The organism is Bifidobacterium merycicum DSM 6492 (genome assembly GCF_900129045.1).
Taxonomy (GTDB): domain Bacteria; phylum Actinomycetota; class Actinomycetes; order Actinomycetales; family Bifidobacteriaceae; genus Bifidobacterium; species Bifidobacterium merycicum.
In genome coordinates, this window is sequence record NZ_FQTX01000003.1 from 53,566 (window position 1) to 77,742 (window position 24,177).

At 60.5% G+C, this 24,177-nt stretch carries 16 protein-coding genes; 2 read left to right on the forward strand and 14 right to left on the reverse strand.

The window, feature by feature from the left end; translation table 11 throughout:
* Positions 1–4: 4 nt before the first annotated feature.
* The 4 genes from BUB29_RS05415 to BUB29_RS05430 form a co-directional block, all read right to left on the reverse strand.
* Positions 5–4,051, reverse strand: coding sequence for a DNA-directed RNA polymerase subunit beta' (locus BUB29_RS05415; protein ID WP_033522244.1), 4,047 nt, complete (start codon positions 4,049–4,051; stop codon positions 5–7).
* A gap of 26 nt (positions 4,052–4,077) precedes the next feature.
* Positions 4,078–7,644 carry a DNA-directed RNA polymerase subunit beta gene (rpoB, locus tag BUB29_RS05420; RefSeq protein ID WP_033522246.1) on the reverse strand — a complete coding sequence of 1,189 codons (3,567 nt, stop codon included), beginning with the start codon at positions 7,642–7,644 and terminating at the stop codon, positions 4,078–4,080.
* Positions 7,645–7,843: 199 nt separating this feature from the next.
* Entirely contained in the window at positions 7,844–8,476 is a 633-nt protein-coding gene (locus BUB29_RS05425) for a hypothetical protein (protein WP_033522248.1), read from the reverse strand.
* A gap of 16 nt (positions 8,477–8,492) precedes the next feature.
* Positions 8,493–9,386: an HhH-GPD family protein gene (locus tag BUB29_RS05430; RefSeq protein WP_407640914.1), complete on the reverse strand. Its 894-nt coding sequence runs from the start codon at positions 9,384–9,386 to the stop codon at positions 8,493–8,495.
* A gap of 17 nt (positions 9,387–9,403) precedes the next feature.
* On the opposite strand from BUB29_RS05430, the gene BUB29_RS05435 reads away from it, so the two are divergent.
* Entirely contained in the window at positions 9,404–10,045 is a 642-nt protein-coding gene (locus tag BUB29_RS05435; protein WP_073117598.1) for a tRNA (cytidine(34)-2'-O)-methyltransferase, read from the forward strand.
* A 411-nt stretch (positions 10,046–10,456) separates the two neighbouring features.
* Here BUB29_RS05435 and BUB29_RS05440 read toward each other — a convergent pair whose 3' ends face one another.
* From BUB29_RS05440 to BUB29_RS05480, 9 genes are all read right to left on the reverse strand, one after another.
* Positions 10,457–11,821 carry a PFL family protein gene (locus tag BUB29_RS05440; protein WP_033522251.1) on the reverse strand — a complete coding sequence of 455 codons (1,365 nt, stop codon included), beginning with the start codon at positions 11,819–11,821 and terminating at the stop codon, positions 10,457–10,459.
* Between the two features lie 57 nt (positions 11,822–11,878).
* A complete protein-coding gene (locus BUB29_RS05445) occupies positions 11,879–12,151 on the reverse strand; it encodes an ACT domain-containing protein (protein ID WP_003827114.1) in 273 nt (90 codons plus the stop codon).
* A 373-nt stretch (positions 12,152–12,524) separates the two neighbouring features.
* Complete coding sequence (locus BUB29_RS05450; protein WP_033522253.1) at positions 12,525–14,438, reverse strand: glycoside hydrolase family protein; 1,914 nt, start codon at positions 14,436–14,438, stop codon at positions 12,525–12,527.
* Positions 14,439–14,506: 68 nt separating this feature from the next.
* A complete protein-coding gene (locus BUB29_RS05455) occupies positions 14,507–15,595 on the reverse strand; it encodes a LacI family DNA-binding transcriptional regulator (RefSeq protein WP_033522255.1) in 1,089 nt (362 codons plus the stop codon).
* 35 nt (positions 15,596–15,630) lie between these two features.
* Entirely contained in the window at positions 15,631–16,299 is a 669-nt protein-coding gene (locus tag BUB29_RS05460; RefSeq protein ID WP_033522257.1) for a YesL family protein, read from the reverse strand.
* Between the two features lie 16 nt (positions 16,300–16,315).
* The gene (locus BUB29_RS05465) at positions 16,316–17,254 is read right to left on the reverse strand and encodes a carbohydrate ABC transporter permease (protein WP_033522259.1); all 939 of its coding nucleotides are present in this window, start codon (positions 17,252–17,254) and stop codon (positions 16,316–16,318) included.
* A gap of 12 nt (positions 17,255–17,266) precedes the next feature.
* The gene (locus BUB29_RS05470) at positions 17,267–18,232 is read right to left on the reverse strand and encodes an ABC transporter permease (protein ID WP_033522261.1); all 966 of its coding nucleotides are present in this window, start codon (positions 18,230–18,232) and stop codon (positions 17,267–17,269) included.
* 114 nt (positions 18,233–18,346) lie between these two features.
* Positions 18,347–19,954, reverse strand: a complete 1,608-nt coding sequence (locus BUB29_RS05475) for a type 2 periplasmic-binding domain-containing protein (protein WP_033522263.1) — start codon at positions 19,952–19,954, stop codon at positions 18,347–18,349.
* A gap of 618 nt (positions 19,955–20,572) precedes the next feature.
* Positions 20,573–21,988 (reverse strand): MFS transporter, encoded by a 1,416-nt coding sequence (locus tag BUB29_RS05480; protein ID WP_033522266.1) that lies wholly within the window; start codon positions 21,986–21,988, stop codon positions 20,573–20,575.
* Between the two features lie 336 nt (positions 21,989–22,324).
* On the opposite strand from BUB29_RS05480, the gene BUB29_RS05485 reads away from it, so the two are divergent.
* On the forward strand, positions 22,325–23,281 hold the full coding sequence (locus BUB29_RS05485; RefSeq protein WP_159046702.1) for a YihY/virulence factor BrkB family protein: 957 nt from the start codon (positions 22,325–22,327) through the stop codon (positions 23,279–23,281).
* A 25-nt stretch (positions 23,282–23,306) separates the two neighbouring features.
* Here the strand turns inward: BUB29_RS05485 and BUB29_RS05490 are convergent, their stop codons facing one another.
* Positions 23,307–24,125, reverse strand: a complete 819-nt coding sequence (locus tag BUB29_RS05490) for a DeoR/GlpR family DNA-binding transcription regulator (RefSeq protein WP_033522268.1) — start codon at positions 24,123–24,125, stop codon at positions 23,307–23,309.
* Positions 24,126–24,177 lie beyond the last annotated feature (52 nt).

The window sequence follows — 24,177 nt, forward strand, 5'->3', positions numbered from 1 at the left end:
CGGATCAGACGGTTTCCCCGCCAAGATCACCGAGGTCGCCCTCGTCGTTCAGGAACTCATCCGGGTTGAAGTCCTCGCCCAGCTTGAGATCGCCGAAGTCGATGTTGGAGAAGTCCACATCGGACATGTCGGTATCGCCGAAGTCAACGCCTTCACCCATGTCGCCACCCAGACCGAAGTTCGGGTAGATGGTGTCGCGGATGGCCTTGTCAGGCTCCACCACCGCGTTGCGGTAGCGGGCCAGACCGGTGCCTGCCGGGATGAGCTTACCGATGATGACGTTCTCCTTGAGGCCCTTGAGGTCATCGACCTTCTCGTTCAAGGCGGCGTCGGTGAGCACGCGGGTGGTCTCCTGGAAGGAGGCCGCGGACAGCCAGGAATCGGTGGCCAGCGAAGCCTTGGTGATGCCCATGAGCTCCGGACGGCCGGAAGCCGGCTTCTTGCCCGCCTTCACGGCAGCCTTGTTGACCTCGCGGAAGCGCTGCTGGTCGATGAGTTCGCCGGGCAGCAGATCGGTTTCGCCGGAGTCGACCACGGTGATGCGGCGGCTCATCTGGTGCACGATGACCTCGATGTGCTTGTCGTGGATATCCACACCCTGGGAACGGTACACGTTGTGCACTTCCTCCACGATGTTCATCTGGGCGGCACGCTTGCCGATGATGCGCAGGATCTTCTTCGGGTCGACGGAGCCTTCGATCAGCTGGGTGCCGGTCTCGACATGCTCGCCGTCCTGCACCAGCGCCTTCACGCGGCGGGACACGGAGTAGACGATCGGCTTGATCGCGCCATCCTCGGTCGGAGCGCCGGAATCGGCGTCCGGGGTGAGGATGATCTGACGGCCACGGTCGGTGTCCGTGATCTTGATCGTGCCGGCGAATTCGGTGATCGGGGATTCGCCCTTCGGGGTACGAGCCTCGAACAACTCGGTGACACGCGGAAGACCCTGGGTGATATCGGAAGCCGAAGCAACGCCACCGGAGTGGAAGGAACGCAGCGTCAGCTGGGTACCAGGCTCACCGATGGACTGGGCGGCCACGATACCAACGGTTTCGCCGACGTCGACAAGCTTGTTGGTGGCCATGGACCAGCCGTAGCACTTGGCGCACACGCCGCGCTTGGACTCGCAGGACAGCACGGAACGGCACTTGACGTATTCCACGCCGTGCGCGACCAGGTCGTTGAGCACGTCCATGGACAGGGCGTCGTTACGCTTGTACAGCACGGTCTTGCCGTCGGCCGGGTCGATGACGTCGGCCGCGAGCAGACGGGAGTACGGGCCACCGTCGGCGTTCTTGACGAGCACGAGTTCGCCGTTCGCGTTGCGCTCGGCGACCTGCACGTCGATGCCGGCCTTGGTGCCGCAATCCTCTTCGCGCACGATGACATCCTGGGAGACGTCCACCAGACGACGGGTCAGGTAACCGGATTCCGCGGTACGCAGTGCGGTATCGGCCAGACCCTTACGCGCACCGTGCTGGGAGATGAAGTACTCCAGCACGGACAGGCCGTCGCGGTAGTTGGACTTCACAGGACGGGGGATGATCTCGCCCTTCGGGTTCGCCACAAGGCCTCGCATACCTGCGATCTGGTTGATCTGCATCATGTTTCCTCGTGCACCGGACTGCACGATGATGGCGAGGTTGTTCTTGGCGTCGAAGTGCTTCTCGACGGCCTTCGAGACTTCGGCGGTGCACTCGGTCCAGAGCTTGATGAGCTCGTTACGGCGCTCCTCCTCGGTCATCAGACCCATTTCGAAGTTCTCGTTGACCTGTGCGGCCTCGTCCTCGTACTTGGCGATGTACTCCTCGCGCTCCGGCGGCTCGATGACGTCGGAGAAGGCGAAGGAGACGCCGGACCACGGTGCGCGGGTGAAGCCCATGTCCTTCAAGGCGTCCAGGGATGCGGCGACCTGAGCGGTGGTGTAACGCGTCGCGATGTCGTCGACGATCTTGGACAGCTGCTTCTTGCCGACCGGCACGTTCACGAACGGGTAGTCGACAGGCAGGGTCTCGTTGAACAGCACGCGGCCGTAGGAGGTGGCGAACAGCGTGGTGCCGTCGTGGAAGCGCTCTTCCTTGACGGTTTCGAGATCGTCCTGGCCGTCCTTGTCGACGACCTTGATCTCACGCGGCTCCCAGCCTTCCGGCAGCACGAAGTCGGCGGGCATGCGGATCAGCACTTCGGCCTGCATGTTGATCTCGTGCAGGTCGAGTGCCATTTCGGCTTCGGCCAGCGAGGAGAACACGCGGCCCTGGCCCTTGGCGCCGTCCATCACGGTGGACAGGTAGTACAGACCGAGGATCATATCCTGGGACGGCATGGTCACGGTGTGGCCGTCGGCCGGCTTCAGGATGTTGTCGGATGCCATCATCAGCGAGCGGGCTTCGGCCTGGGCTTCGGCGCTCAGCGGCAGGTGGACTGCCATCTGGTCGCCATCGAAGTCGGCGTTGAAGGCGGCGCAGGCCAGCGGCGGCAGGTGGATGGCCTTGCCTTCGACCAGGATCGGCTCAAAGGCCTGAATGCCCAGACGGTGCAGCGTAGGCGCACGGTTCAGGAGCACGGGATGCTCGGAGATGACCTCCTCGAGCACGCCCCACACCGCGGAATCGCCGCGATCCACAAGACGCTTGGCGCTCTTCATGTTCTGGGCGAAGCCCTGATCCACGAGACGCTTGATCACGAACGGCTTGAACAGCTCCAGCGCCATCGGCTTCGGCAGACCGCACTGGTGCATGCGCAGTTCCGGACCGACGACGATCACGGAACGGCCGGAGTAATCCACACGCTTACCCAACAGGTTCTGACGGAAGCGGCCCTGCTTACCCTTGAGCATGTCGCTCAGGGACTTCAGCGGACGGTTGGAGGCGCCGGTGACCGGACGGCCACGACGGCCGTTGTCGAACAGGGAGTCGACGGCTTCCTGGAGCATGCGCTTCTCGTTGTTGAGCATGATCTCCGGGGCGCCGAGCTCGATGAGTCGCTTCAGACGGTTGTTACGGTTGATCACGCGGCGGTACAGGTCGTTCAGATCGGAGGTGGCGAAACGACCGCCGTCGAGCTGGACCATCGGGCGCAGATCCGGCGGGATGACCGGGATCACGTCGAGCACCATGGCCTCCGGCTTGTTGCCGGTGGTCAGGAAGGCATTGACGACCTTGAGACGCTTGAGCGCCTTGGTCTTCTTCTGCTCGGAGGCGTCCTTGATCTCCTCCTTGAGCTGCGCGGCGATCGCCTCGAGGTCGAGGGACTGCAGACGCTTCTTCACGGCCTCCGCACCCATGCAACCTTCGAAGTAATCCTCGTAACGGTCCTGCATTTCACGCCACAGGTCCACGTCATCGATGATGTCGCCGGGCTTGAGCTTCTTGAACTTGTCGAACACGGCGTTCAGACGGGCGATCTGCTCGTCGTAACGCTGGCGGATGGCCGCCATCTCACGTTCGGCGGAGTTGCGCAGCTTGGTCCTCGCCGGGCCCTTGGCCTCGCCGATGGCTTCGAGTTCGGCCAGATCGGATTCGACCTTCTTGGCACGCTCCTCGATCTCGTTGTTGCGGCGCTTCTCGAGGTTCGCGATCTCATGGTCAAACTCGTCCTGCAGGTCGGGCAGGTCCTGGTGACGCTGCTCCTCGTTGACGGCGGTGACCATGTAGGAGGCGAAGTAGATGACCTTCTCCAGGTCCTTCGGGGTCACGTTGAGCATGTAGCCCAAACGGGACGGCACACCCTTGAAGAACCAGATGTGGGTCACCGGGGCGGCGAGCTCGATGTGACCCATGCGCTCACGGCGCACACGGCTCTTGGTGACTTCGACGCCGCATCGTTCGCACACGATGCCCTTGAAGCGCACGCGCTTGTACTTGCCGCAGGCGCACTCCCAGTCGCGGGTCGGACCGAAGATCTGCTCACCGAACAGACCGTCCTTCTCGGGCTTGAGGGTACGGTAATTGATGGTTTCAGGCTTCTTGACCTCGCCGTGGCTCCAGCCGCGAATATCGTCCGCGGTGGCCAGGCCGATCTTCAGCTTGTCAAATGCGTTGACATCCAGCACTGTGTTTCCTTATCTTCCGTTCGCTATCACTGATATTCGGGCTCGGCGGCTGCCTGATCTTCCTTGGCTGCCGCGTCGGGGCGGGCGCCGATGTTGAAGCCAAGATCGTCGGATGCACCGGCCGGGTCGTCGTCCTCGTCCTTCATGTCGATGGCAACGCCGTCGGCGTTGAGCACTTCGACGTTCAGGGACAGGGACTGCATTTCCTTCAGGAGCACCTTGAAGGATTCGGGGATGCCCGCAGGCGGCAGGTTCTCACCCTTGACGATGGCGCCGTAGACGCGCACGCGGCCGTCGACGTCATCGGACTTGGTGGTCATCATCTCGTGCAGCGTGTAGGCGGCACCGTAGGCCTCGAGGGCCCACACTTCCATCTCGCCGAAGCGCTGGCCGCCGAACTGGGCCTTACCGCCCAGAGGCTGCTGCGTGATCATGGAGTACGGACCGGTGGAGCGTGCGTGAATCTTGTCGTCGACAAGGTGGTGCAGCTTCAGCATGTACATGTAGCCCACGGAGATCGGACGGGAGAACGGTTCGCCGGTGCGGCCGTCGTACAGGGTCGCCTTGCCGTCGGGACCGACGAGACGATCGCCGTCGCGGTTCGGCAGGGTGGTGGACAGCAGGCCCTTGAGCACGTCGGGCTTGACGCCGTCGAACACCGGGGTCGCGACCGGGGTGCCCGGCTCGGCCTTTTCGGCGCCCTTCGGGATGAGCTTCTTCCATTCGGCTTCCAGATCCGGATCCAGGGAGATGTCCCAACCGCAGTGGGCGATCCAGCCGAGGTGCAGTTCCAGCACCTGGCCGAGGTTCATTCGGGAAGGCACGCCCAGCGGGTTCAGCATGATGTCGACCGGGGTACCGTCCGCCAGGAACGGCATGTCCTCTTCCGGCAGGATGCGGGAGATGCAGCCCTTGTTACCGTGGCGGCCGGAGAGCTTATCGCCGACCGTGATCTTACGGTGCTGGGCGATGTAGACGCGGATCATCTGGTTCACGCCGTTGGGCAGCTCGTCGCCGTCCTCCTCGGCATCCTCACGGGTGATTTCCTTGATGCCGATGACGGTACCGGTCTCGCCGTGGGGCACGCGCAGCGAGGTGTCGCGCACTTCGCGGCTCTTCTCACCGAAGATGGCGCGCAGCAGGCGCTCTTCCGGGGTGAGCTCGGTCTCGCCCTTCGGGGTGACCTTGCCGACCAGGATGTCGCCGGCTTCGACCTCGGCGCCGATGCGGATGATGCCGCGCTCGTCAAGGTTGGCCACCGCGTCCTCGCCGACGTTCGGCAGGTCTCGGGTGATCTCTTCGGCGCCCAGCTTGGTTTCGCGGGCGTCGATCTCGTACTCCTCGATGTGGATGGAGCTCAGGGTGTCGTCCTGCACGAGGCGCTGGGAGATGATCACAGCATCCTCGTAGTTGTAGCCGTTCCACGGCATGAAGGCGATGAGCAGGTTCTTGCCCAGTGCCAGCTCGCCCTTCTGGATGGCGGGGCCGTCGGCCAGCACGGAACCGGCTTCGACGCGCTCACCGTCGTGGATCAGCGGACGCTGGTTGTAGCAGGTGGTCTGGTTGGAACGCTGGAACTTGGCCAGCTTGTAGGAGCTGGTGGTGCCATCGTCGTTCATCACGCGGATCATGTCGGCGGACACGTAGGTGACCACGCCGTCCTTGTCGGCCTTGATCACGTCGCCGGAATCGTTGGCGGCGCGCCATTCGGAGCCGGTGCCCACCAGCGGGCGATCGGATTCGATCAGCGGCACGGCCTGACGCTGCATGTTGGTACCCATCAGTGCTCGGTGGCCCTCATCATGCTCCAGGAACGGGATCAGGGAGGCGCCCAGCGAGGTCATCTGACGCGGGGAGACGTCCATGTAGTCGACCTGGCTGACGGGCACATCGACCGCTTCTTCCTCGCCGACTCGGGCAAGGGCGTCGCTGTGGACGAAGTTGTTGTTCTCGTCGAGCTCCTGGTTGGCCTGGGCGATCACGTGGTCGAGATCGCGGTCGGCGGTCATGTACTCGACCTCGTCGGTCACGTGGCCGTTGATGACCTTGCGGTACGGGGTCTCGATGAAGCCGAACGGGTTGACGCGGCCGAAGGTTGCCAGCGAGCCGATCAGACCGATGTTCGGGCCTTCAGGGGATTCGATCGGGCACATACGGCCGAAGTGGGACGGGTGCACGTCTCGCACTTCCATGGAGGCGCGGTCGCGGGACAGGCCGCCAGGGCCCAGTGCGGACAGACGACGCTTGTTGGTCACACCGGACAGCGGGTTGTTCTGGTCCATGAACTGGGACAGCTGGGAGGTGCCGAAGAACTCCTTGATGGTGGCGTTCACCGGGCGGATGTTGATCAGGGACTGCGGGGTGATGGCCTCGGCATCCTGGGTGGTCATGCGTTCGCGCACGACGCGCTCCATACGGGACAGACCAGTGCGCAGCTGGTTCTGGATCAGCTCGCCGACCTGACGGATACGACGGTTGCCGAAGTGATCGATATCATCCACGTCGACGCGCAGTTCGACGTCCTCGCCGTTGCGCTTGCCCGGGAAGGTCGCCTTGCCGTCATGCAGGGTGACGAGGTACTTGATCGTGGCGATGATGTCCTCGCGGGACAGGGAACGATCGTTCATGTCGGTTTCAAGACCAAGCTTGCGGTTGATCTTGTAACGGCCGACGCGGGCCAGATCGTAACGCTTGGTGTTGAAGTAGAAGGAGTCGAGCAGGTTCTTGCCGGCTTCCGGGGTCGCGGTGTCGGCCGGACGGATCTTGCTGTACATGTCCTTCAGGGCTTCGTCCTGGGACTGCAGCTTGGTGTTTTCCAAGGCGTCGAGCACCAGCGGGTAATCCTGGAAGGCCTCACGGATCTCCTGCTTGGTCATGCCGATGGCCATGAGGAAGACGATGGCGGACTGCTTGCGCTTGCGGTCCACGCGCACCTGCGGCTGATCCTTCTTGTCGATCTCGAACTCGAGCCATGCGCCACGGCTCGGGATGATCTTTGCGCCGAAGACCTCCTTATCGGAGTTGCGGTCCTGCTGACGGTCGAAATACACGCCGGGGGAACGCACCAGCTGGGACACGATCACGCGCTCGGTACCGCCGATGATGAAGGTGCCGTGCGGGGTCTGCAGCGGGAAATCGCCCATGAACACGGTCTGGGACTTGATTTCGCCGGTTTCGCCGTTCTCGAATTCCGCGTTGACGTACAGCGGCGCGGAGTAGGTGTAGTCCTTCTCCTTGCATTCCTGCACGGTGTGACGCGGCTCCTCGAAGTACGGGTCGGAGAAGGTCAGGCTCATGGTCTGGGCGAAATTCTCGATCGGGGAGATTTCACTGAAGACCTCGTCGAGGCCGGAGATGTGCGGCGTGGTGATGGTGCCGTTCTTCTCGTCCTCTTCCACGCGCTTCTTCCAGCGGTCGGAGCCGACGAGCCAATCGAAGCTGTCGGTCTGCACGCCCAGCAGGTAGGGCACATCGATCGGTTCCTTGATGGAACCGAAGTTCACGCGGTCCGACGCCTTGTGCAGGTCGATGTCATGCTGGTCGGCGCGCGCAATATTGGTATTGGTGTTCGTCTTAGCTGTATTCGTAGCCAATGGACGTTCCTTATCGCTCGCTCATTCGTATCGATACTAAAATTCCCGGGGGAACGCCGGCATGGCCACCATATGCCTATGCGGGCGTCTCATCGTTGTGGCGGTATGCCCGCAATATGACATACCTTACGCGAAATTGAAATACTAGTCCACGGTACGGACGTGACGCCACATGGCACGCTGCGATGTGATTGACTCGTCAGTTCACCACAACGGTGACCGGGTCGCTGGTGACATCCTTATCACCCTTCAGGGAAAGCTGGCCCACATACGTGCCCGCATCGATCTTGGGCAGCGCATCGTCCTGCACGCACTCCTGACCGCTGCGATTGGCGTTCCACGTCACCGTACGGATCTTCCTATCCCCCTTCGCCATCAGCAGCAGATCGCTGTCGGCTGGGCAGGAATCGGAACGCCAGATCGTGTCATCGCCCGACGTGATGGTGAGCACCACCGAGGAGTCGGAAACGTCGATCAGACAGGACTTGTCGCCGTCATGCGTGATCGTCTCCGTCCACTCGAGGGAACCCCCCACGGGAATCGAAGTCGTCTTCGGGGAAAGCTGCATGTGCACGCTCGATGAATCGCAATTCCTGATGCCCGTGGTGCGATGCGGCTGCGGCACGACTTTACGGCTCACATCCACACGGCTCGCCGCACGGCTTTCCATACCCTGCCCCACCGCGCCGATGCCACGACCGATGCTGTACACGCAGAACACGGTCAGGGCGACCGCCAATGCCAAGGCGACGCCGACGACGATGCGCCTGCGCCGGTACATCGCCTGCTGCCGTTTGCTGAGTTTGCGCTTACGCTTCTTCCCCTGTGCCATAACGTCACCAGTCTACCTATTCGGGAAGGCGCAACGAGCCGTCCGGCAGCATCTCGACAAGACCGTCATCATCCAACGACGCCACGCACGCATCGAGCTGCACCCGATCCTCCCACAGCCGCTCAACCCGCGCACGCTCCAACGTACCGCCGGAAGGCAACCCACGCAACGCTTCCAACACCAGCCCGCGCACCTGGCGATCAGTGCCTTGGAAACGCTGGCGGGGCCTGGTACGCCGCTGTCCCAATCCGGGCCTTCCGTTGCGCAGGAACGCGCATTGCCCCGCGATCGGGCAACTCTCGCACAACGGTGCTTTCGCCATGCACACCGTCGCGCCAAGCTCCATCACCGCCTGATTCCACACCACGGACACCTTGTCGGATTCCGGCAGCAATCGACGTGCCATCTCACGCTCCACCTGACTCGCCGAACCGCCTAACGACTCCTCACCACGGAACGCGCGCGCCAGCACGCGCCGAATATTCGTATCGATCACGGCGATACGCTCGCCGAAAGCGAAACTCATCACCGCGCTCGCGGTGTAATCGCCCACACCGGGAAGCGCCACCAGCTCGTCATAGGTGCGCGGCAGTTCGCCGTCATACCGTTCGGCCACGGTACGCGCGCACTCCTGCAATCGCAATGCGCGCCGCGGATAGCCGAGCCTGCCCCATGCGGTGATGACCTCCGCCTTCGGAGCGGCGGCGAGCGCACGCGCATCAGGCCACCGTTCCATCCAAGCCGTCCAATACGGCACGACGCGGCTCATCTGGGTCTGCTGGCTCATCACTTCGGAAACGAGCACGCCCCAGGCGGTGGCCCGTCCGAAGCGCCACGGCAGGTCACGGGCGTTGCTCTCCCACCATGCGGCGAGACGCAAGGCGATATCGGTATCGGTGTCGTTCATCATTCATATTCTTAGCATCTATGACTAACGATGCAGCAAATCCCGAAGACCAAGTCGAGAAGATGTTCGAATACGGTTACCGCAAGTCCAATTACGGACCCGACGAGCTGGTGACCGACGCGCACGGCAACCCCATTTCCGTAGTGGACGCCATGCTGAGCGCCGAAGACGCGGCGAAGGCGGAAACCGCCACACCGCACCTGTGCTACTACTCCCCGCGCATTCCGGGCAACACCGGTTCCGCAATCCGCCTGTGCGCGGTGACCGGCACAATCCTGCATTTGGTGGAGCCACTTGGATTCAATCTGCGCGATACGAAGCTGCGCCGCGCCGGATTGGATTATCACGATATGGCGCACGTGGTATTACACCCGAATTTTGAAAACCTAGTGGAATCCATGCCGAATTCACGCATCATCGCGTTCACTGCACACGCCACCAAACTGTATACCGATATCGAATACAAACCGACCGATATTCTATTGTTCGGCCCGGAGCCGGGCAATATTCCCGATCCGATGGATATTATGGCCGGTCCGCATGTGGCCGAACAGGTGCGATTGCCAATGCGCCCGAGCCTGCGTTCCCTGAACCTCACCAACTGCGCATCCATCGCCATCTACGAAGCATGGCGCCAACTAGGCTTCGCCGGCGGCCAGTAATCCATCCCCTGCCTGCCAACTTCTAGGTTTTTCAATAATTTATTTACTTTTGTATAGCAAGTTCCGCGGGAGAGGCGGCGGGGGTCTATTCCCGACACGCTCCAGGCCGCTCAGGCCAAGTCTTTACGGTCTGAAACAGACCCCGCCGCCTCTCCCGCTATGCTGAGTTCAACTTAAGTAAGTTTTCTTTTCTTTTATGCAAGACACAACGAAATGTACGAAAGCGAGCAGAAGAGCGGGATATTCTGTTCGAGACCGTAAGCTTGGCCGAACGGCCTTGAGTGTGTCGCGAATAGAATATCCCGCTCTTCTGCGACCTCCCTATTACAGCAGCTTATGCACCCAACGCAAGCACAGATCGCAAGAATGAATCGTACGCGACGCATGCATCAGGAAGAGGGAAAGGAGAGGCTAGTTCTTGAAGGAGTGGATCGGTGCCGGAATGCGGCCGCCACGGGTCACGAAGGCCTCACAGCTGGTCTGGTTCACCGGAATGATCGGCGCATAGCCCATCAGACCGCCGAAGTTGGCCATTTCGCCCACGCCCTTGCCTTCCACGGGGATAACGCGCACTGCGGTGGTCTTCTGGTTGACCATGCCGATGGCCGCTTCGTCGGCGATGATGCCGGAGATGGTGGCCGCGGTGGTGTTGCCAGGAATGGCGATCATGTCAAGGCCGACGGAGCACACGCAGGTCATGGCCTCAAGCTTCTCGATCTTCAGGCAGCCGTTGGTGGCCGCGTCGATCATGTTCTTGTCTTCGGAGACCGGGATGAACGCGCCGGACAGGCCGCCCACATAGGAGGACGCCATGATGCCGCCCTTCTTCACCTGGTCGTTGAGCATGGCGAGCGCCGCGGTGGTACCCGGGGCACCCACCTGTTCCAAGCCGATCTTCTCCAACACTTCGCCAACGGAATCGCCGACGGCCGGGGTCGGGGCAAGCGACAGGTCGATGATGCCGAACGGCACGCCGAGGCGACGAGACGCCTCCTGGGCCACCAGCTGGCCGACACGCGTGATCTTGAACGCGGTGCGTTTGATGGTTTCGCACAGGAATTCGAAATCCTTGCCCTTGGCCTCGTCCAGCGCACGGGAGACCACGCCCGGGCCGGAAACGCCGACGTTGATCACGGCGTCGCCTTCGGTCACGCCATGGAAGCCGCCCGCCATGAACGGGTTGTCGTCGGGGGCGTTGCAGAACGCCACAAACTTCACGCATCCGTAGGAATCGTTATCAGCGGTGGCGTGCGCGATGTCCTTGATGATATGGCCGAGCAGTTCAACGGAATTCATGTCGATGCCGGTCTTGGTGGAGCCCACGTTCACGGAGGAACACACGATGTCGGTTTCGGAAAGCGCCTGCGGCAGGGAACGGATAAGCATCTCCTCGGCCGGGGTCATGGACTTGGACACGAGTGCGGAATAGCCGCCGATCAGGTCGACGCCGACCTTCTTGGCAGCACGGTCGAGCGCGTGCGCGATCTTGACGAAGTCCTCGGAGCTCTTGCAGGAGCTTGCGCCGACCAGCGAGATCGGAGTGACGGTGATGCGCTTGTTGACGATCGGGATGCCGTAGTCGCGTTCGATGGCCTGGCCGGTGGATACGAGATCCTTGGCATACGTGGTGATCTTGTTGTAGATGTTCTCGCAGGCCTCGTCGACGCTGTCGGCGGCGCAGTCCAGCAGGCTGATGCCCATGGTGATGGTGCGCACGTCGAGCTTCTCCTGCTCGATCATCTTGTTGGTCTCGTGGACCTCCATGATATTCAGCATGGTTTTTCCTTACGGTTGCTCGGATTCGAAGGTTCGGTTACTTGCCTGGCCAGCAGCTCAGACGCGGTGCATCTTGGTGAAGATCTCTTCGCGCTGGCAGCGGATGCGCACGCCGATCTCCTCGCCGAGCTTGTCGAGATCGTCGACGACGGTGCCGAATTCTTCGTCGGCGTTGGAGTAGTCCACAATCATCATCATGTTGAAGAAACCGTCGATGATGGTCTGCGAAATGTCGAGTACGTTGACCTTGTGCGCGGAAAGATAGGTGCAGACGCGTGCGATGATGCCGACAGTATCCTGACCGACGACGGTGATGATTGCCTTGTTCATGGAACTCCCTAATCGTTAGGTGCGAATATCCAGTTACCGCCTCGGCGAATTGCCGGGCGTGCCCCCAAGTATAGGAAACGCACGCGCCAAAACACCCCTCTCCCCCGCTTTTCGCATTACATGGTGAGACGCCACATGCGCATGTCAGTAGTCAAGCGTTTGCCTAGGTCGTCACCGCCCGCGGATTCACCCGCGCTGTGTCGCAACACAGCATGACATGCAACATCCGCCGGCAAATTACAACGCAGCGCACATATTGTGCCCATATCTCGCACATATCGTGTACATACCCCTGCACATACGGCAGCGGCCCCGCACCCGCCGTGTCACAAGGAACACGCAGGAACGGGGCCGCCGGATACGGCTCTGCGTCTTAGCGCCAAATACCGTTCAATGCACGCGCATCAACCGCATCGATCTTGCCGGACGACGCGATGCGAAGCTCACCGTCGCCATCGGCGCCTTGGAACAGCATGCTTCCTGCCGCCTGACCGCCATTGAGGAACACTTCGACAACATTGCGGTCGAAGAACACCTCCACCTGGCGAACATCGGCAATGCCGCTGTCGAAGTCGACATCCTCCACCGCAGTGCCCTTGGCCACCAGGCGGGTCACGCCATCAACGCGCTGCAGCAGCAGTTCGGTCGGCCTGCCGTCCTGCGGGTTGATGCCCTTCGCCAGCACCATGATGGCATCGGCATCATCTGCCAGATGCACGTTCGCATAGTATGCGTTGCCGGGAGCCGTAACGACCATATCCCCGCCATCGCCGTGCACGGCGAGACGCTCGCCGAGCAGCTCGCGGTACACTTCATCAACCGGCCTGCTATACAGCCTGCCGTCACGCACATGCAATTCGCGCGGCAGCGACATCATGCCGTTGGCAAGGCACGGCTGTTCGACACGCATCGCCGGGAAGTCGGTATACCAGCCGAATACGATGCGACGGCCGTTATCGTCGACGAAGCTTTGCGTGGCGTAATATCCGGTGCCGAAATCGCACCAGTCGCTGGCCTTGACATCCAGTTTCGGACCATTATCGGTATTCACCAAGTCGCCGGCATACCAGCGCACCTGCTGGAAACGTCCCTGCTTGTCGCGGTAATGCATCAGCGCGCCCACGGCAACCGTCGTACCGTCGACCTGGAACAGGTCAGGGCATTCGTAGGTGCGTGCGATCTGATGGCCGAAATCGGCGAGTACCGGCCCTTCGTAGCGCCATGTCACATTGCGCTTGAGCGGCTTCTTCGCGGAGAACAACGTCATGGCGGGAACGGTGGCGTTATTCGGCTGGTCGACGCCCGGCTTGCCCTGCGGGGAGCAGGTGAACCAGCCACCGGTATTCTGGGTGCTGATGCCGGGAACCGCACTATCGGCGGCATCTGCGCCAAATTCCGATACCGGCAGATTGGTGGCGGTTACCATATAGGCACGATCCGGGTCGAGCGCCTCGCCGCCCATGCCGCATTCAACCTTCGGATCACGGAAGTCATAGCCAAAATCGTCATTCGCACGCAGCGCCACCGGCGATTCCACGCGAACATGCACGCCGTCCTCGCACAGGCAGGTGGTCTGGTATTCGGTGACGGAGGATTCGTCGCCGCGGATTTCCAGATGACGGGTCAGGTACAGGCGGATGGCGCTTGCCTCGTTGCCGGCGGCCGGATTGTCATGCTCGTCCACGGTCACGGCCGAACCGGAGAACGCGCCGCCGACGATACGCTCGTCGGTGTGCAGTTCGGGCTGCGGTTCAAGGAAGACCGGCAGATGAGTCCAATGCACCAGATCACGGCTTACCGCGTGCCCCCAATGCATATTGTCCCAGCCGAAACCATACGGGTTGAGCTGGAAGAACAGGTGGTAGCGCCCTTGGAACTGGCACAGGCCGTTCGGATCGTTCATCCAACGTGCGAACGGTTCGAAATGCGCGCCCGAACGCCCGAAACGGTTGTAGATCTGTTCCAGCGTGGGCTGTGCAGGCCAATCGGTGTCGCTTGGATTCATGTTCACGTAGCGAACGCCGTTGTCAAGCAGGTCATCGCATTCGGAAAGGTAGCCGAAGCGTACAACCAGGCCGCTTGCCGCCACGGTGACGGTGGATTTCTGCGGCACCGCAATGGAGAAATGATGCCTGCGTTCGGCGATGGGCATGGTGTGCGCCGCGATTGCGACGCCGTTGCCGTCCGCAACGGTGACGACGGCGTTCCCCTCGCCACAGCGTTCGGCGAACAGATCGAGCTGCCGGTAGCCGCCGGTTTCGATGGAGATGGAATAGGTATTCGACATAGTAGACCCCTCTACACGTGTGAAATGAATATGGAAAATGGATGGAAATACTAAAAGGCTCAGTGCCGTCAGGAAACGATCGAATCGCGTTCGATGATGCGGCAACGCAACGATGTCATCGGACCGTTCTCCGAACGCCTGATCGAATCCTCACTGCGTGCAAGGCTTTCCGTGGCGGCTTCATCGTCGATCATGGCAACCAGCTGCCGAATCGCTTCGAAGCCCATTTCATAATGGGGCAATTCCAGCGTGGTCAGAGATGGCTTGAGCACGTCCGTGATGAACGGTTGATTGTCGATGCTGATCACCGACACGTCGGTTCCGATGCGCACTCCGCGTTCACGCGCGGCTTCGTAGATGAAGGTGGCGCGCACATCATTGAAGCAGAAGATGCCGTCCGGCTTGATTTCGTCGAACACCCGCGCCGCCTCAGCGGCAGCGTTGGTCGACTCCAATACATTGACGACCAAAGCGTCATCGAATGGAATACCAGCTTCCGCAAGCGCACGCCGATAGCCAGCCAGACGCTCCCTCTGCGCGATATTGGTGATTGAGGAACCGTAGTAAACGATGCGCCCGCATCTGGCTTGAATCAGACGGTTGGTGGCGTCGTACCCTGCCATTTCGTCGTCGGGGTAGATCGAGGGAATCTTGCGATCCTCGTCTTCGCTGTCGACGACGACCATGGGGCTGCCTTCGAGTTCGGCGGGGATCTTCACAACACGGTGGTACATCATGGCATACAGGAAACCGTCCACGCGGTACTGCCGCAGGGCCGCGATCTCCTGGTTCTCCAGTTCCCGATTGTTTCCCGTGTTGACGGTGAGCAGAATATAGCCGAGTTTGCGCGCTGCCTCCTGCGCTCCCATCAGTACGCGCCCCGCATATGGCGTGGTGGCGATCTCATCGGTGATAAAGCCGAGGGCATACGACCTGCTGGTGCGCAATGTGCGCGCCGCGGAGTTCGGCTTGTACCCCATTGATTGGGCCGTTTCGCGCACTCGTTGCGCAACCGCCTTGCTGACGCGATTGCGGTCCTTGTTGTTCATGACCAACGACACGGTGCAAATGGAGACGCCGGCCTCTTTTGCGATGTCTTTGATCGATACCAATGGTTTTGCCTTGTCTGCTTGGCGGCTTTGTGAAGCAGATTCCATTGTATGCCCGCCTTTCTTTGACGACACTCTGCCGTTCAGCTTTTCGCGTATCGGATGCCCGGCTGCTCCCGGTCATGGATGTCCATTCCCGGAATCCGGCTGAACAAGTACACGATCCACGCAGCGCAGAACATCGGCAGCGACATGCCGAACACCATGAGCAGACCCGGCCATTGCGCCCAGGCAAGGATCGCCAGCAGTGCGAGTCCGATCTGCAGCAGGGTACACAGCGGACGGGCCACGATCATGGTCAGCGTTGTGCGGACGATCCACAGCGGACGTTCGTCATAGTTCGCGCGCACCACCCAGACCAGCATGGTGAAGGCCAGCAATACCAGTGCCAGCACGAACAGTACGCCGGAAACCGCCACGTCGAACGTTCCGCGTGCATGCCAGTTCATCATGTAGTAGTCGATGGCGAGCACCACCCAGCATACGGCCAACGGCCAGCCGAAGAGATTCGCCTGCTTGAGCTCGTTTTTCCATGCACCGTGGAAGATGCCCCATACTTCCTTGGCACGCATCGACCGATCCTCGGCACGCAGCCACGTGCGGAACGTGGTTTGCGCGGCGGCGCAGGATGGGAAGAATCCCAGCACCACGGCACCCAGCAGTGTGTGCACGAGCATGGCGATGTTCACCACGAAGATCGTGAGCAACAGACGGCAGAACCGTTCATAGGCCACGGAAAAACGAGCGAGCATGGCAAATCCCTTTCAATCAGCCCTTGACGGCACCGAGCATGACGCCCTTGTTGAAGTACTTCTGCAGGAACGGGTACAGCACCAGCAGAGGCAGGGTGGAGACGATGATGATGCCGAACTTGATCTGGTCGGCCGCCTGCTGTTGGGCCGCGGCGTTGACGTTCGTACCGGTACCTTGCGCCACCAGCAGCAACTGCTGCAAGACCACCTGCAACGGCTGCTTCGAATCGTCGGTGATGTAGATCAAGCCTGTCATGAAGTCGTTCCAGTGGCCGACGAAGTAGTACAGGCCGATGACGGCGAGGATGGCGGAGCTCAACGGCAGCACGATCTTGAAGAAGTAGCCGAAGTAGCTCAGGCCGTCGATCTGCGCCGCATCATGCAGCTCCTCCGGAATGGAGGTTTCGAAGAAGGAGCGTGCCACGATCACGTTGTACACGGAGACCGCGCCTGGCAGGATGAACACCCACATGGTGTTGTTGATGCCGAGGGCCTTGTACAGCAAGTAGTTCGGGATCAGGCCGCCGCTGATGAACATGGTGACGGTGAACAGGAACATGATGACGCGGCGCGGCTTGAATTCGCGGCGGGACAGTGCGAAGGCGCAGGGGATGGTCACGGCCATGTTGACCGCGGTGCCGACCACCGAGTAGATGATCGTGTTGAGATAGCCCTGCCAGATGCGATGGTTGGTGAACACCTTCGCATAGCCGGCGAAGGTCACGCCCTTGGGCAGCAGTGACACTTCACCGCCGGCCACGGCGTTCGGATTGGAGAACGACGCGATGACCACGAACCACAGCGGGTAGAGCACTGCGACCACGGTGAATACCAGGAGCAGCACGATGACGAAGTCGACCGCCCAGTCGGCTGGGGTCTTCTTCTGCCGTACATGCTTGTTCCAGGGAATATCGTTCGTATTGCGGGCAACGAACCCGGTTGTTGTTGCAGACATGATTGCTGCCTCCTAGAAAATACTCGTATCGGAAACGCGCTTGGCGATCGCGTTCGCGGTGATCAGGAAGACGAAGTTGATCAGGGTGTTGAACAGGCCGATAGCGGTCGAATACGAATACTGGCCGTTAAGAATACCGATCTTGTAGGTGTAGGTCGCGATGACCTCGGTGGCCGGCATGTTCAGCGAGTTCTGCATCAGGTAGATCTTGTCGAAGCCCACGTTCAGCACGGAACCCATGTTCATGATGAGCAGGATCGCGCAGGTCGGCATGATGGCCGGCAGGTCGACGTAGCGGATCAGCTGCAGACGACCGGCGCCATCGATCTTCGCGGCCTCGTACAGCGAGGTGTCCACGCCGGCGAGCGCGGCCAAGTAGATGATGGAGTTCCAGCCGACGTGCTGCCAGACTTCGGAGATCCAGTAGACGGCGGTGATGGCGCTGGTGGAGCCCATCAGCGATTCGTCGCCGAAGAAGCGGCCCAGGATGCCGGAGCCCGGGGACAGGAAGATGTTCACCATCGAGACGATGACCACCACGGAGATGAAGTGCGGCATGTAGGTGACGGTCTGCACGAAGCCCTTGATCTTCTTCGAGCCGATCTGGTTGATAAGCAGGGCCAGAATGATCGGGAAGATGAAGCCCATGACCAGCGTCCACAGGGAGATGCGGACGGTGTTGGTCATGATCTCGCCGAAGAGCGGGTTATGGAAGAATTCGTTGAAATATTTGAGCCCTACGAACTTGCCGCCGGTCAGGCCCTTGGTCGGATCGAACTCGCGGAAGGCAAGCTGGATGCCCCACATCGGCACGTAGGCGAACAGGCCTACGAAGAACAGGGCGGGAGCGGTGAGGACCCACAACTGCCAGTAGCGGCGGAAGTGGTCGGCGATGCGGTCGAACAGACCGGGCTTATTGCGTACCGCCGCTGCGTTGACGCTTCCGGTCTGTAGCGCGGCGCCTTTCGATGATTGCATTGCAGGCATATCGAAACTCCAATGATTGTTTGGCAAATAAAGGCAGGGTTTGCCGATTGATTCCAAAAAGGGATTAAAAAAATCGTTCCGCAAACCCTGCCTGATTAACTATGGCTACTTGGTGTACTTGTCGTACCACTTCTGCCAAATCTTGATGTTGGCGTCCAGGCCGAGCGTCGGCTCGCTGACCTTCTTCACGTAGGAATCCCATTCCTTGTCGATGCCGCCCTTCTGGACCCACTTGGAGATCTGGTTGTTCGCGTAGTTGGAGATGGCGGTGTTGTTGTTCTGCAGGGTGTTGGAATCCTCGGTGTCGGGGCGCACGTAGACCGGCACGACGTCCTTGATGCCGTCGACGCGGTTGTGTGCTTCACGTACGCCCAGATCGGATGCGGTGACCTGATCGGCGTTGGTGTCGTTGACCATCTTCACGTCGTCGCGGATCCAGCCGCCGAAGCGGTCCTGCAATGCGATGGCACGGGTGTCAGGATATTCGGCGTAGGCTTTAGCCTTGTCGATGGTGTACTGGTGGTCGCCGTCATCGGAGACGATATTCGGAATAGAGCCGAAGAATCCAGCCACGGAAAGCTTCTCGCCGTACATGGCGTCGATCACCTTGTAGATGGCGTCCTGGTTGGCTGCGTTCGGATTGACGGTCAGGCCGGAACCGGAGTAGGCCCAGCGGCAGGCATCTTGGGAGTAATCCCACTTGACCTGGGAGTCAGGGGTGGAGGCGTCCTTCTTCAGCGGCGGCAGGGTGACGTACTGATCGCCAAGCGCGTTGCCGTACTCGGCGTAATTGGACCAGCCGAAGGAGACACCAGTCAACGCGGTCTTGCCGTCGCTGACGGTCTGCGAACTGTACTGGGATGCATCACGGGTGAGCACGTCTTTCGGGATGAGGCCTTTGGCCATCAGCTCATGCAGGTAGGAGACGACGTCCTTGAGCGCTTCGGAGGTGTAGTAGCTCTTGACCTTGCCGTTGTCCACATAGTAGCCCTGCTCGGAGGCGCTACCGCCCATGAAGGAGGTGACCACACCTTCGGAGTTCATCAGGCTCAGCGGGCTCCACAGACCGAAGCCGAGACCGCGGATGTTCATCGGGACTTCATCGTCCTTGCCGTTGCCGTTCGGATCATTGGTCTTGAAGACTTCGAGCACGTTCTCGAGCTCGTCCCAGGTGGTCGGCGTCTGGAGGCCCAGTTTGTCCAGCCAGGTCTTGTTGATGAACATGTGGGTGCCGGAAACCTCATAGCCTTTGCCACGATCGGAGGGCAGCATGGCGATTTTGGTTCCGTCAGTCACATACTTCTCGGCACCCGGCTGGGCCTTGAGGAACTTCTTGACGTTCGGCATCTTATCCAGATGCGGCTTCAGATCCTCGAAGTAGGTGCTGTACTTGGCCGCGTCGACCATGCTGAACAGGCTCAGGCCGATGTCGGGGAATTCGCCGGCGGCCATCTTGGCGCTCTTCTGCTGGTCCCAAGCATTGTCGGCGACTTCCTGCCACTTGATGGTGCAGTCGCAGGCGGCTTCCAGATCCTTGGAGTACTGGGTGTCCTGCATGGGGTGGTCGGTTACGTTACGACGGACAAGAATATTGACAATCGGCTTGCCGTTCTCGTCGGTGGTAGCCTGCTTGTTGCCGCATGCGGTCAAAGCGCCGGCCAGAGTTGCGACGGCTGCGACAGCTGCGATCAGGCGTACACTCCTTCGTGCCATGATGTTCCTTCTTCCTTAATATTCCTCCCGCATCGGGTACGCCCCGACGCGAACCTCAAGATCACGTGCGTTGTGCTCTTGTTGTGGTTAACACCGTAAATCGTTAATCGTTTAATGTCAAACGTTAAACGATTATTCCAACTGTTAGCGCTCTCATAACGTCATTTCCGCCACATCATGCAAACGTAGGCATCGGCACCACCCCCGCCATTCCCGCCCTCAATTGCCGCAAAACCCAATCACGACACGCCGTTAATCGTTTGATGCTCATCACCGGCACATTCATATATCGTCATCCATGCATAACTATCGGCACACCATACGATTCCGTCATTCCAACCGATTGCTCCGCAGTTGCCCGATTCGGCGGAACCGGCCGACCCTCCCCTGTTCATGCCCGCACGAATGGCCGATTCCCTCGAAAAAAGGGCACCGCTGCACAGGCTCCGCCTCCGGCCTGTCGCACTCTGCGACGATCGGCATAGGTTCGGATACGCCCACAACGTATAACGGTGCCCAGCAGCATATAAAAAACGCCGGGCGCATATCCACATGCACCCGACGCCATAATCACGGTCACAGCCACGGCGGCCGCGACTGCAGACCTACGGGAAGCCCCTACCGCCGCTCGCGGCCCTCCTTCAGGAAGAAAGAGAACATGAATACGATCACGACCAGAACCAGGCCGAACACATAGCCGTACCGGGAACCGGCAACGAAGCTCTGCGCCTCGCTCGCCCCGGACCCCATGCCCAGCAGGCAGGTGGCCGCGGCGGTGCCGATGGCGCCGCACACCTGCTGCATGGTGTTGAGAATCGTGGAGCCGTCGGCGGCGAGCTCGCGCGGCAGACCCTTCAATGCCGCGGACTGCGCGGACTGCTGCATCAGCGGAATGCCGATCATGAACACCACGTGCGCCAGCACGAAGAATGCAGGAGCGGTGGTGACACCGATAACCAGGAACAGCACGGAGCCGATGATGGCCACCACGGCGCCGGCACGCACCAGCGGGCGTGCGCCGACCTTGTCGTACATGCGGCCGGTGGCGAACGAGCAGATGGCGTTGATTATGCCGCCTGCGAGCATCAGCATGCCTGCCATGGAGGTGCTGAGTCCGAGTCCGCGCTGCAGTTCCTGCGGTGCGAGGTACATGATCGCCAGCGTGCAGGCGAAGGAGCAGGTCACCATGAGTGCCGGAATGCGGAAGGTCGCGATGCCGAGTGCGCGCAGTTCGAGTACCGGATTGTCGATATGCAGCTGACGGTAGGCGTAGCATGCGATGACGAGCACGCCGACCACCAGCAGTGTGATGACGAGCGGCGAGAATCCCATGTCGGCCACGAGGCTTATGCCGGCCACGAGGCAGCCGAATCCGATGATGGAGGCGATGACGGACGGCATGTCGACTTTCGGTCGTGTCGTTTCGATCGGGGTGATGAAGAACGCCGCGGTGCAGATGATGGCCGCAATGGCGACGATGGCGAACAGTGCGAAGATTGCCCGCCAGGAGAATGCGCCGATCAGCAGGCCGGACAGGGTCGGGCCGATCACCGGTGCGAACATGATGACGAGGCCGGCGACGCCGTTGGCCGCGCCGATTTTCATCGGCGGGAATACACGCATGATGGCGGCGTACATGGTCGGCAGCACAATACCGGTGCCGACGCCTTGGATGATGCGTCCGGCCAGTACCAGCGGGAAGATCGGCGCCACGGCGGACAGTACCGAACCTGCGAGGAAGCAGGCGAGCGCCACCAGTACCAGGGTTTTCGCTTTGACCCACTTGAGCAGGAAGCCCACGCAGGGCAGTACCACGCCGATGGCCAGCATGTAGCCGACCACCATCCATTGCGCCGTGCCGGTGGTGATGCCGAACGCTTCGCACAGGTCGGGCAGCGCGATGTTCATGGATGTTTCGGACAGCATGCCCAGGAACGCGCCGATGTACAGGCCAAGCATCACCTTATGCGGATGCTTGAATTGGGGTTGATCATGATTCGATGGAGCGTGTTGCGTTGCTGCGCTTTGTGACACAGTTTCCCTTCGTCTTTCTTTTCGTCTTGTTCGTTCGTCTTATCTCAATGGTTCTTTCGCCCGAGCCGTCCAGTCACCGCATTGCGCATCTGCATGTGGTTGCATGCCGGCATGCAAAAGCCCGGATCGCCATATGCGGATCCGGGCCTCACTGCCTGTTCTCGGGGCAAAGAAAAACCGCACGGCACACACCTCGTATATCGGCTATGCCATGCGGTTTTTTGAACGGGTGTCACCGTAGCACGCATGGGATCGCTTCGTAAGTCGTGTGGGCGTGTCGCGCCGCGCCGCCCGGAAGTGCCGCGCGGGATGGCGAAACTCATTTACAGTGGAGTCATGGGTAGCAGGATCACGCGGGTATTGACGCTGATCGACCACGCATTCGTGTTTTGGAACAATTCGTTTCCGGGGCGGGTCATCAGCCGTTACGCCAGACGCAATGGCGGCACGTTGGCCAATGGCATGGCCTACAATCTGCTGTTCGCGTTTTTCTCCGGCATTTGGACGGTGTTCGCCGTCGTCGCTTTGTTCTTCACCAAGAACACTTCGCTGCTTGACTGGTTCGTTTCCTCGCTTGAACATTCGATTCCGGGGTTGAGCATCACCGATTCCATGGTGAGTGGCGTGTCGTTCACGATGACGTGGACCGGTGTGCTGACGCTTTGCATTTTCGTGTGGAAGGTGTTGTGCTGTCTTGATGCGTGGCGTAATGCCGCGTGGACGATGATGGATAGGCCGAAGCCGTTTTTCGACCCGTTTCAGATTCGGTTGTGGGATGCGGTCGCTTTTATCCTAGTGGCGTTGCTGTTTATTGTTTCCAGTATCGCCGGCGTGATTTCGGGTGGTATTGTGCGGCGGATCGTCGAGACGCTGCGCCGGTTCAATATGCTGTTGGGGGCCAATACCGCGATTACGAATTCGGCGTTGCTGGATCTTTCCGCGTTCATCATCGGGCTGGTGCTGAATATTCTGCTGATCGCGCTGATGTTTTGTTTTGTGGCTCGTATCGACTGCGATCGGCGTCTGATTGTTTTCGTGTGTTTGGTGGGCGGTCTGTCGATTTCCGTGCTTCAGCTGTTGGGAAGCCGTCTGTTGGGCGGTGCGACGTCGAATCCTCTGTTGGCTCCGTTCAGTGTGTTCATCGGCATGCTGATCTGGTTCAGTTTCATCGCGCAGATTCTCATGTATTGCGCCACGTTCATCGGTCAGGCGCAGGCCATGCTCGACGAGTGGGGCGAGGGTGAAAGGGCGTTGAAGTCCATCGAATCGAAGATGACGGGCGCGAGGCGGTAAAACGATAAGGCGACGCGGCCCGAGCCTAGTCCTTGCCGTCCGTGGCTTCTTCGGCCGCCGGTTCGATTTGCTTGGCCAATACGAGTTCGTTCACCAATTCGCGGGTTTTCGCCGCGGTTTCAGGGTCGAGTCCGTCATCGGTGATCACCGTGTCCACCTGTTCGAATCTGGCGAACAGCGAGAGCGACGTGCAGCTCCATTTGGTGTGGTCGGTGAGGATGATGGTGCGGTCGGCGATGTCCATCATCGCCATGTCGGTGGCGGCTTCGAGCGAGTTCGGCATCAGGAAGCCTCTGGGGATTGAGACGGAGTGCGTTCCTAGGAATACAGTGTTGACGCGCAGTGATGCGATCACTTTGTCGGCGATGGGGCCGACGAGCGAGTTGGATCGGGTGATCACGCCGCCGGTGACGATGACTTCGACGTCTTTCGATTCCAATGCCTGTACCAGTTCCGCTACGGGAATCGAGTTGGTGAGGATGGTGATGCCGCTCGCCTGCTGGCTTTCGAGCAGGTGTTGGGCGAATACGTAGGCGGTGGTGCCGCCGCCGATGGCGATTACGTCGCCGGGTGACACGTAGCTTACGGCTTTTTGTGCGATGGCGTCTTTCAGCCCGATGTCCATCTGCGATTTGACGGAGAACAAAGGTTCGCTCAGCAGCGTGCTGGTGGTGACTGCGCCGCCGTGCACCCGCTTGAGCAGGCCTTTGTCGGCGAGTTCCGCGATGTCGCGTCGAATGGTCATCGCGGAAACGCCAAGTTCCTTGCTCAGTGCCGTGATGCGGACGGCACCGCGGGTGCGCAGACGGCTGAGAATCAGGTGTTGACGCTGTGACGAAATCATGTGCACATTATCGCACGCAATACACCATTAATCAAAACAGCTTGTGCGTTTT

Excerpts from the sequence above, each read along its gene's own strand:
- BUB29_RS05460 (WP_033522257.1), bottom strand. The coding sequence starts at position 16,299 with ATGCTCGCTCGTTTTTCCGTGGCCTATGAACGGTTCTGCCGTCTGTTG.
- BUB29_RS05485 (WP_159046702.1), top strand. The coding sequence starts at position 22,325 with ATGGGTAGCAGGATCACGCGGGTATTGACGCTGATCGACCACGCATTC.
- BUB29_RS05450 (WP_033522253.1), bottom strand. The coding sequence starts at position 14,438 with ATGTCGAATACCTATTCCATCTCCATCGAAACCGGCGGCTACCGGCAG.
- BUB29_RS05425 (WP_033522248.1), bottom strand. The coding sequence starts at position 8,476 with ATGGCACAGGGGAAGAAGCGTAAGCGCAAACTCAGCAAACGGCAGCAG.
- BUB29_RS05465 (WP_033522259.1), bottom strand. The coding sequence starts at position 17,254 with ATGTCTGCAACAACAACCGGGTTCGTTGCCCGCAATACGAACGATATT.
- BUB29_RS05430 (WP_407640914.1), bottom strand. The coding sequence starts at position 9,386 with ATGATGAACGACACCGATACCGATATCGCCTTGCGTCTCGCCGCATGG.
- BUB29_RS05475 (WP_033522263.1), bottom strand. The coding sequence starts at position 19,954 with ATGGCACGAAGGAGTGTACGCCTGATCGCAGCTGTCGCAGCCGTCGCA.
- BUB29_RS05470 (WP_033522261.1), bottom strand. The coding sequence starts at position 18,232 with ATGCAATCATCGAAAGGCGCCGCGCTACAGACCGGAAGCGTCAACGCA.
- BUB29_RS05455 (WP_033522255.1), bottom strand. The coding sequence starts at position 15,595 with ATGGAATCTGCTTCACAAAGCCGCCAAGCAGACAAGGCAAAACCATTG.
- BUB29_RS05440 (WP_033522251.1), bottom strand. The coding sequence starts at position 11,821 with ATGCTGAATATCATGGAGGTCCACGAGACCAACAAGATGATCGAGCAG.
- BUB29_RS05435 (WP_073117598.1), top strand. The coding sequence starts at position 9,404 with ATGACTAACGATGCAGCAAATCCCGAAGACCAAGTCGAGAAGATGTTC.
- BUB29_RS05445 (WP_003827114.1), bottom strand. The coding sequence starts at position 12,151 with ATGAACAAGGCAATCATCACCGTCGTCGGTCAGGATACTGTCGGCATC.
- BUB29_RS05490 (WP_033522268.1), bottom strand. The coding sequence starts at position 24,125 with ATGATTTCGTCACAGCGTCAACACCTGATTCTCAGCCGTCTGCGCACC.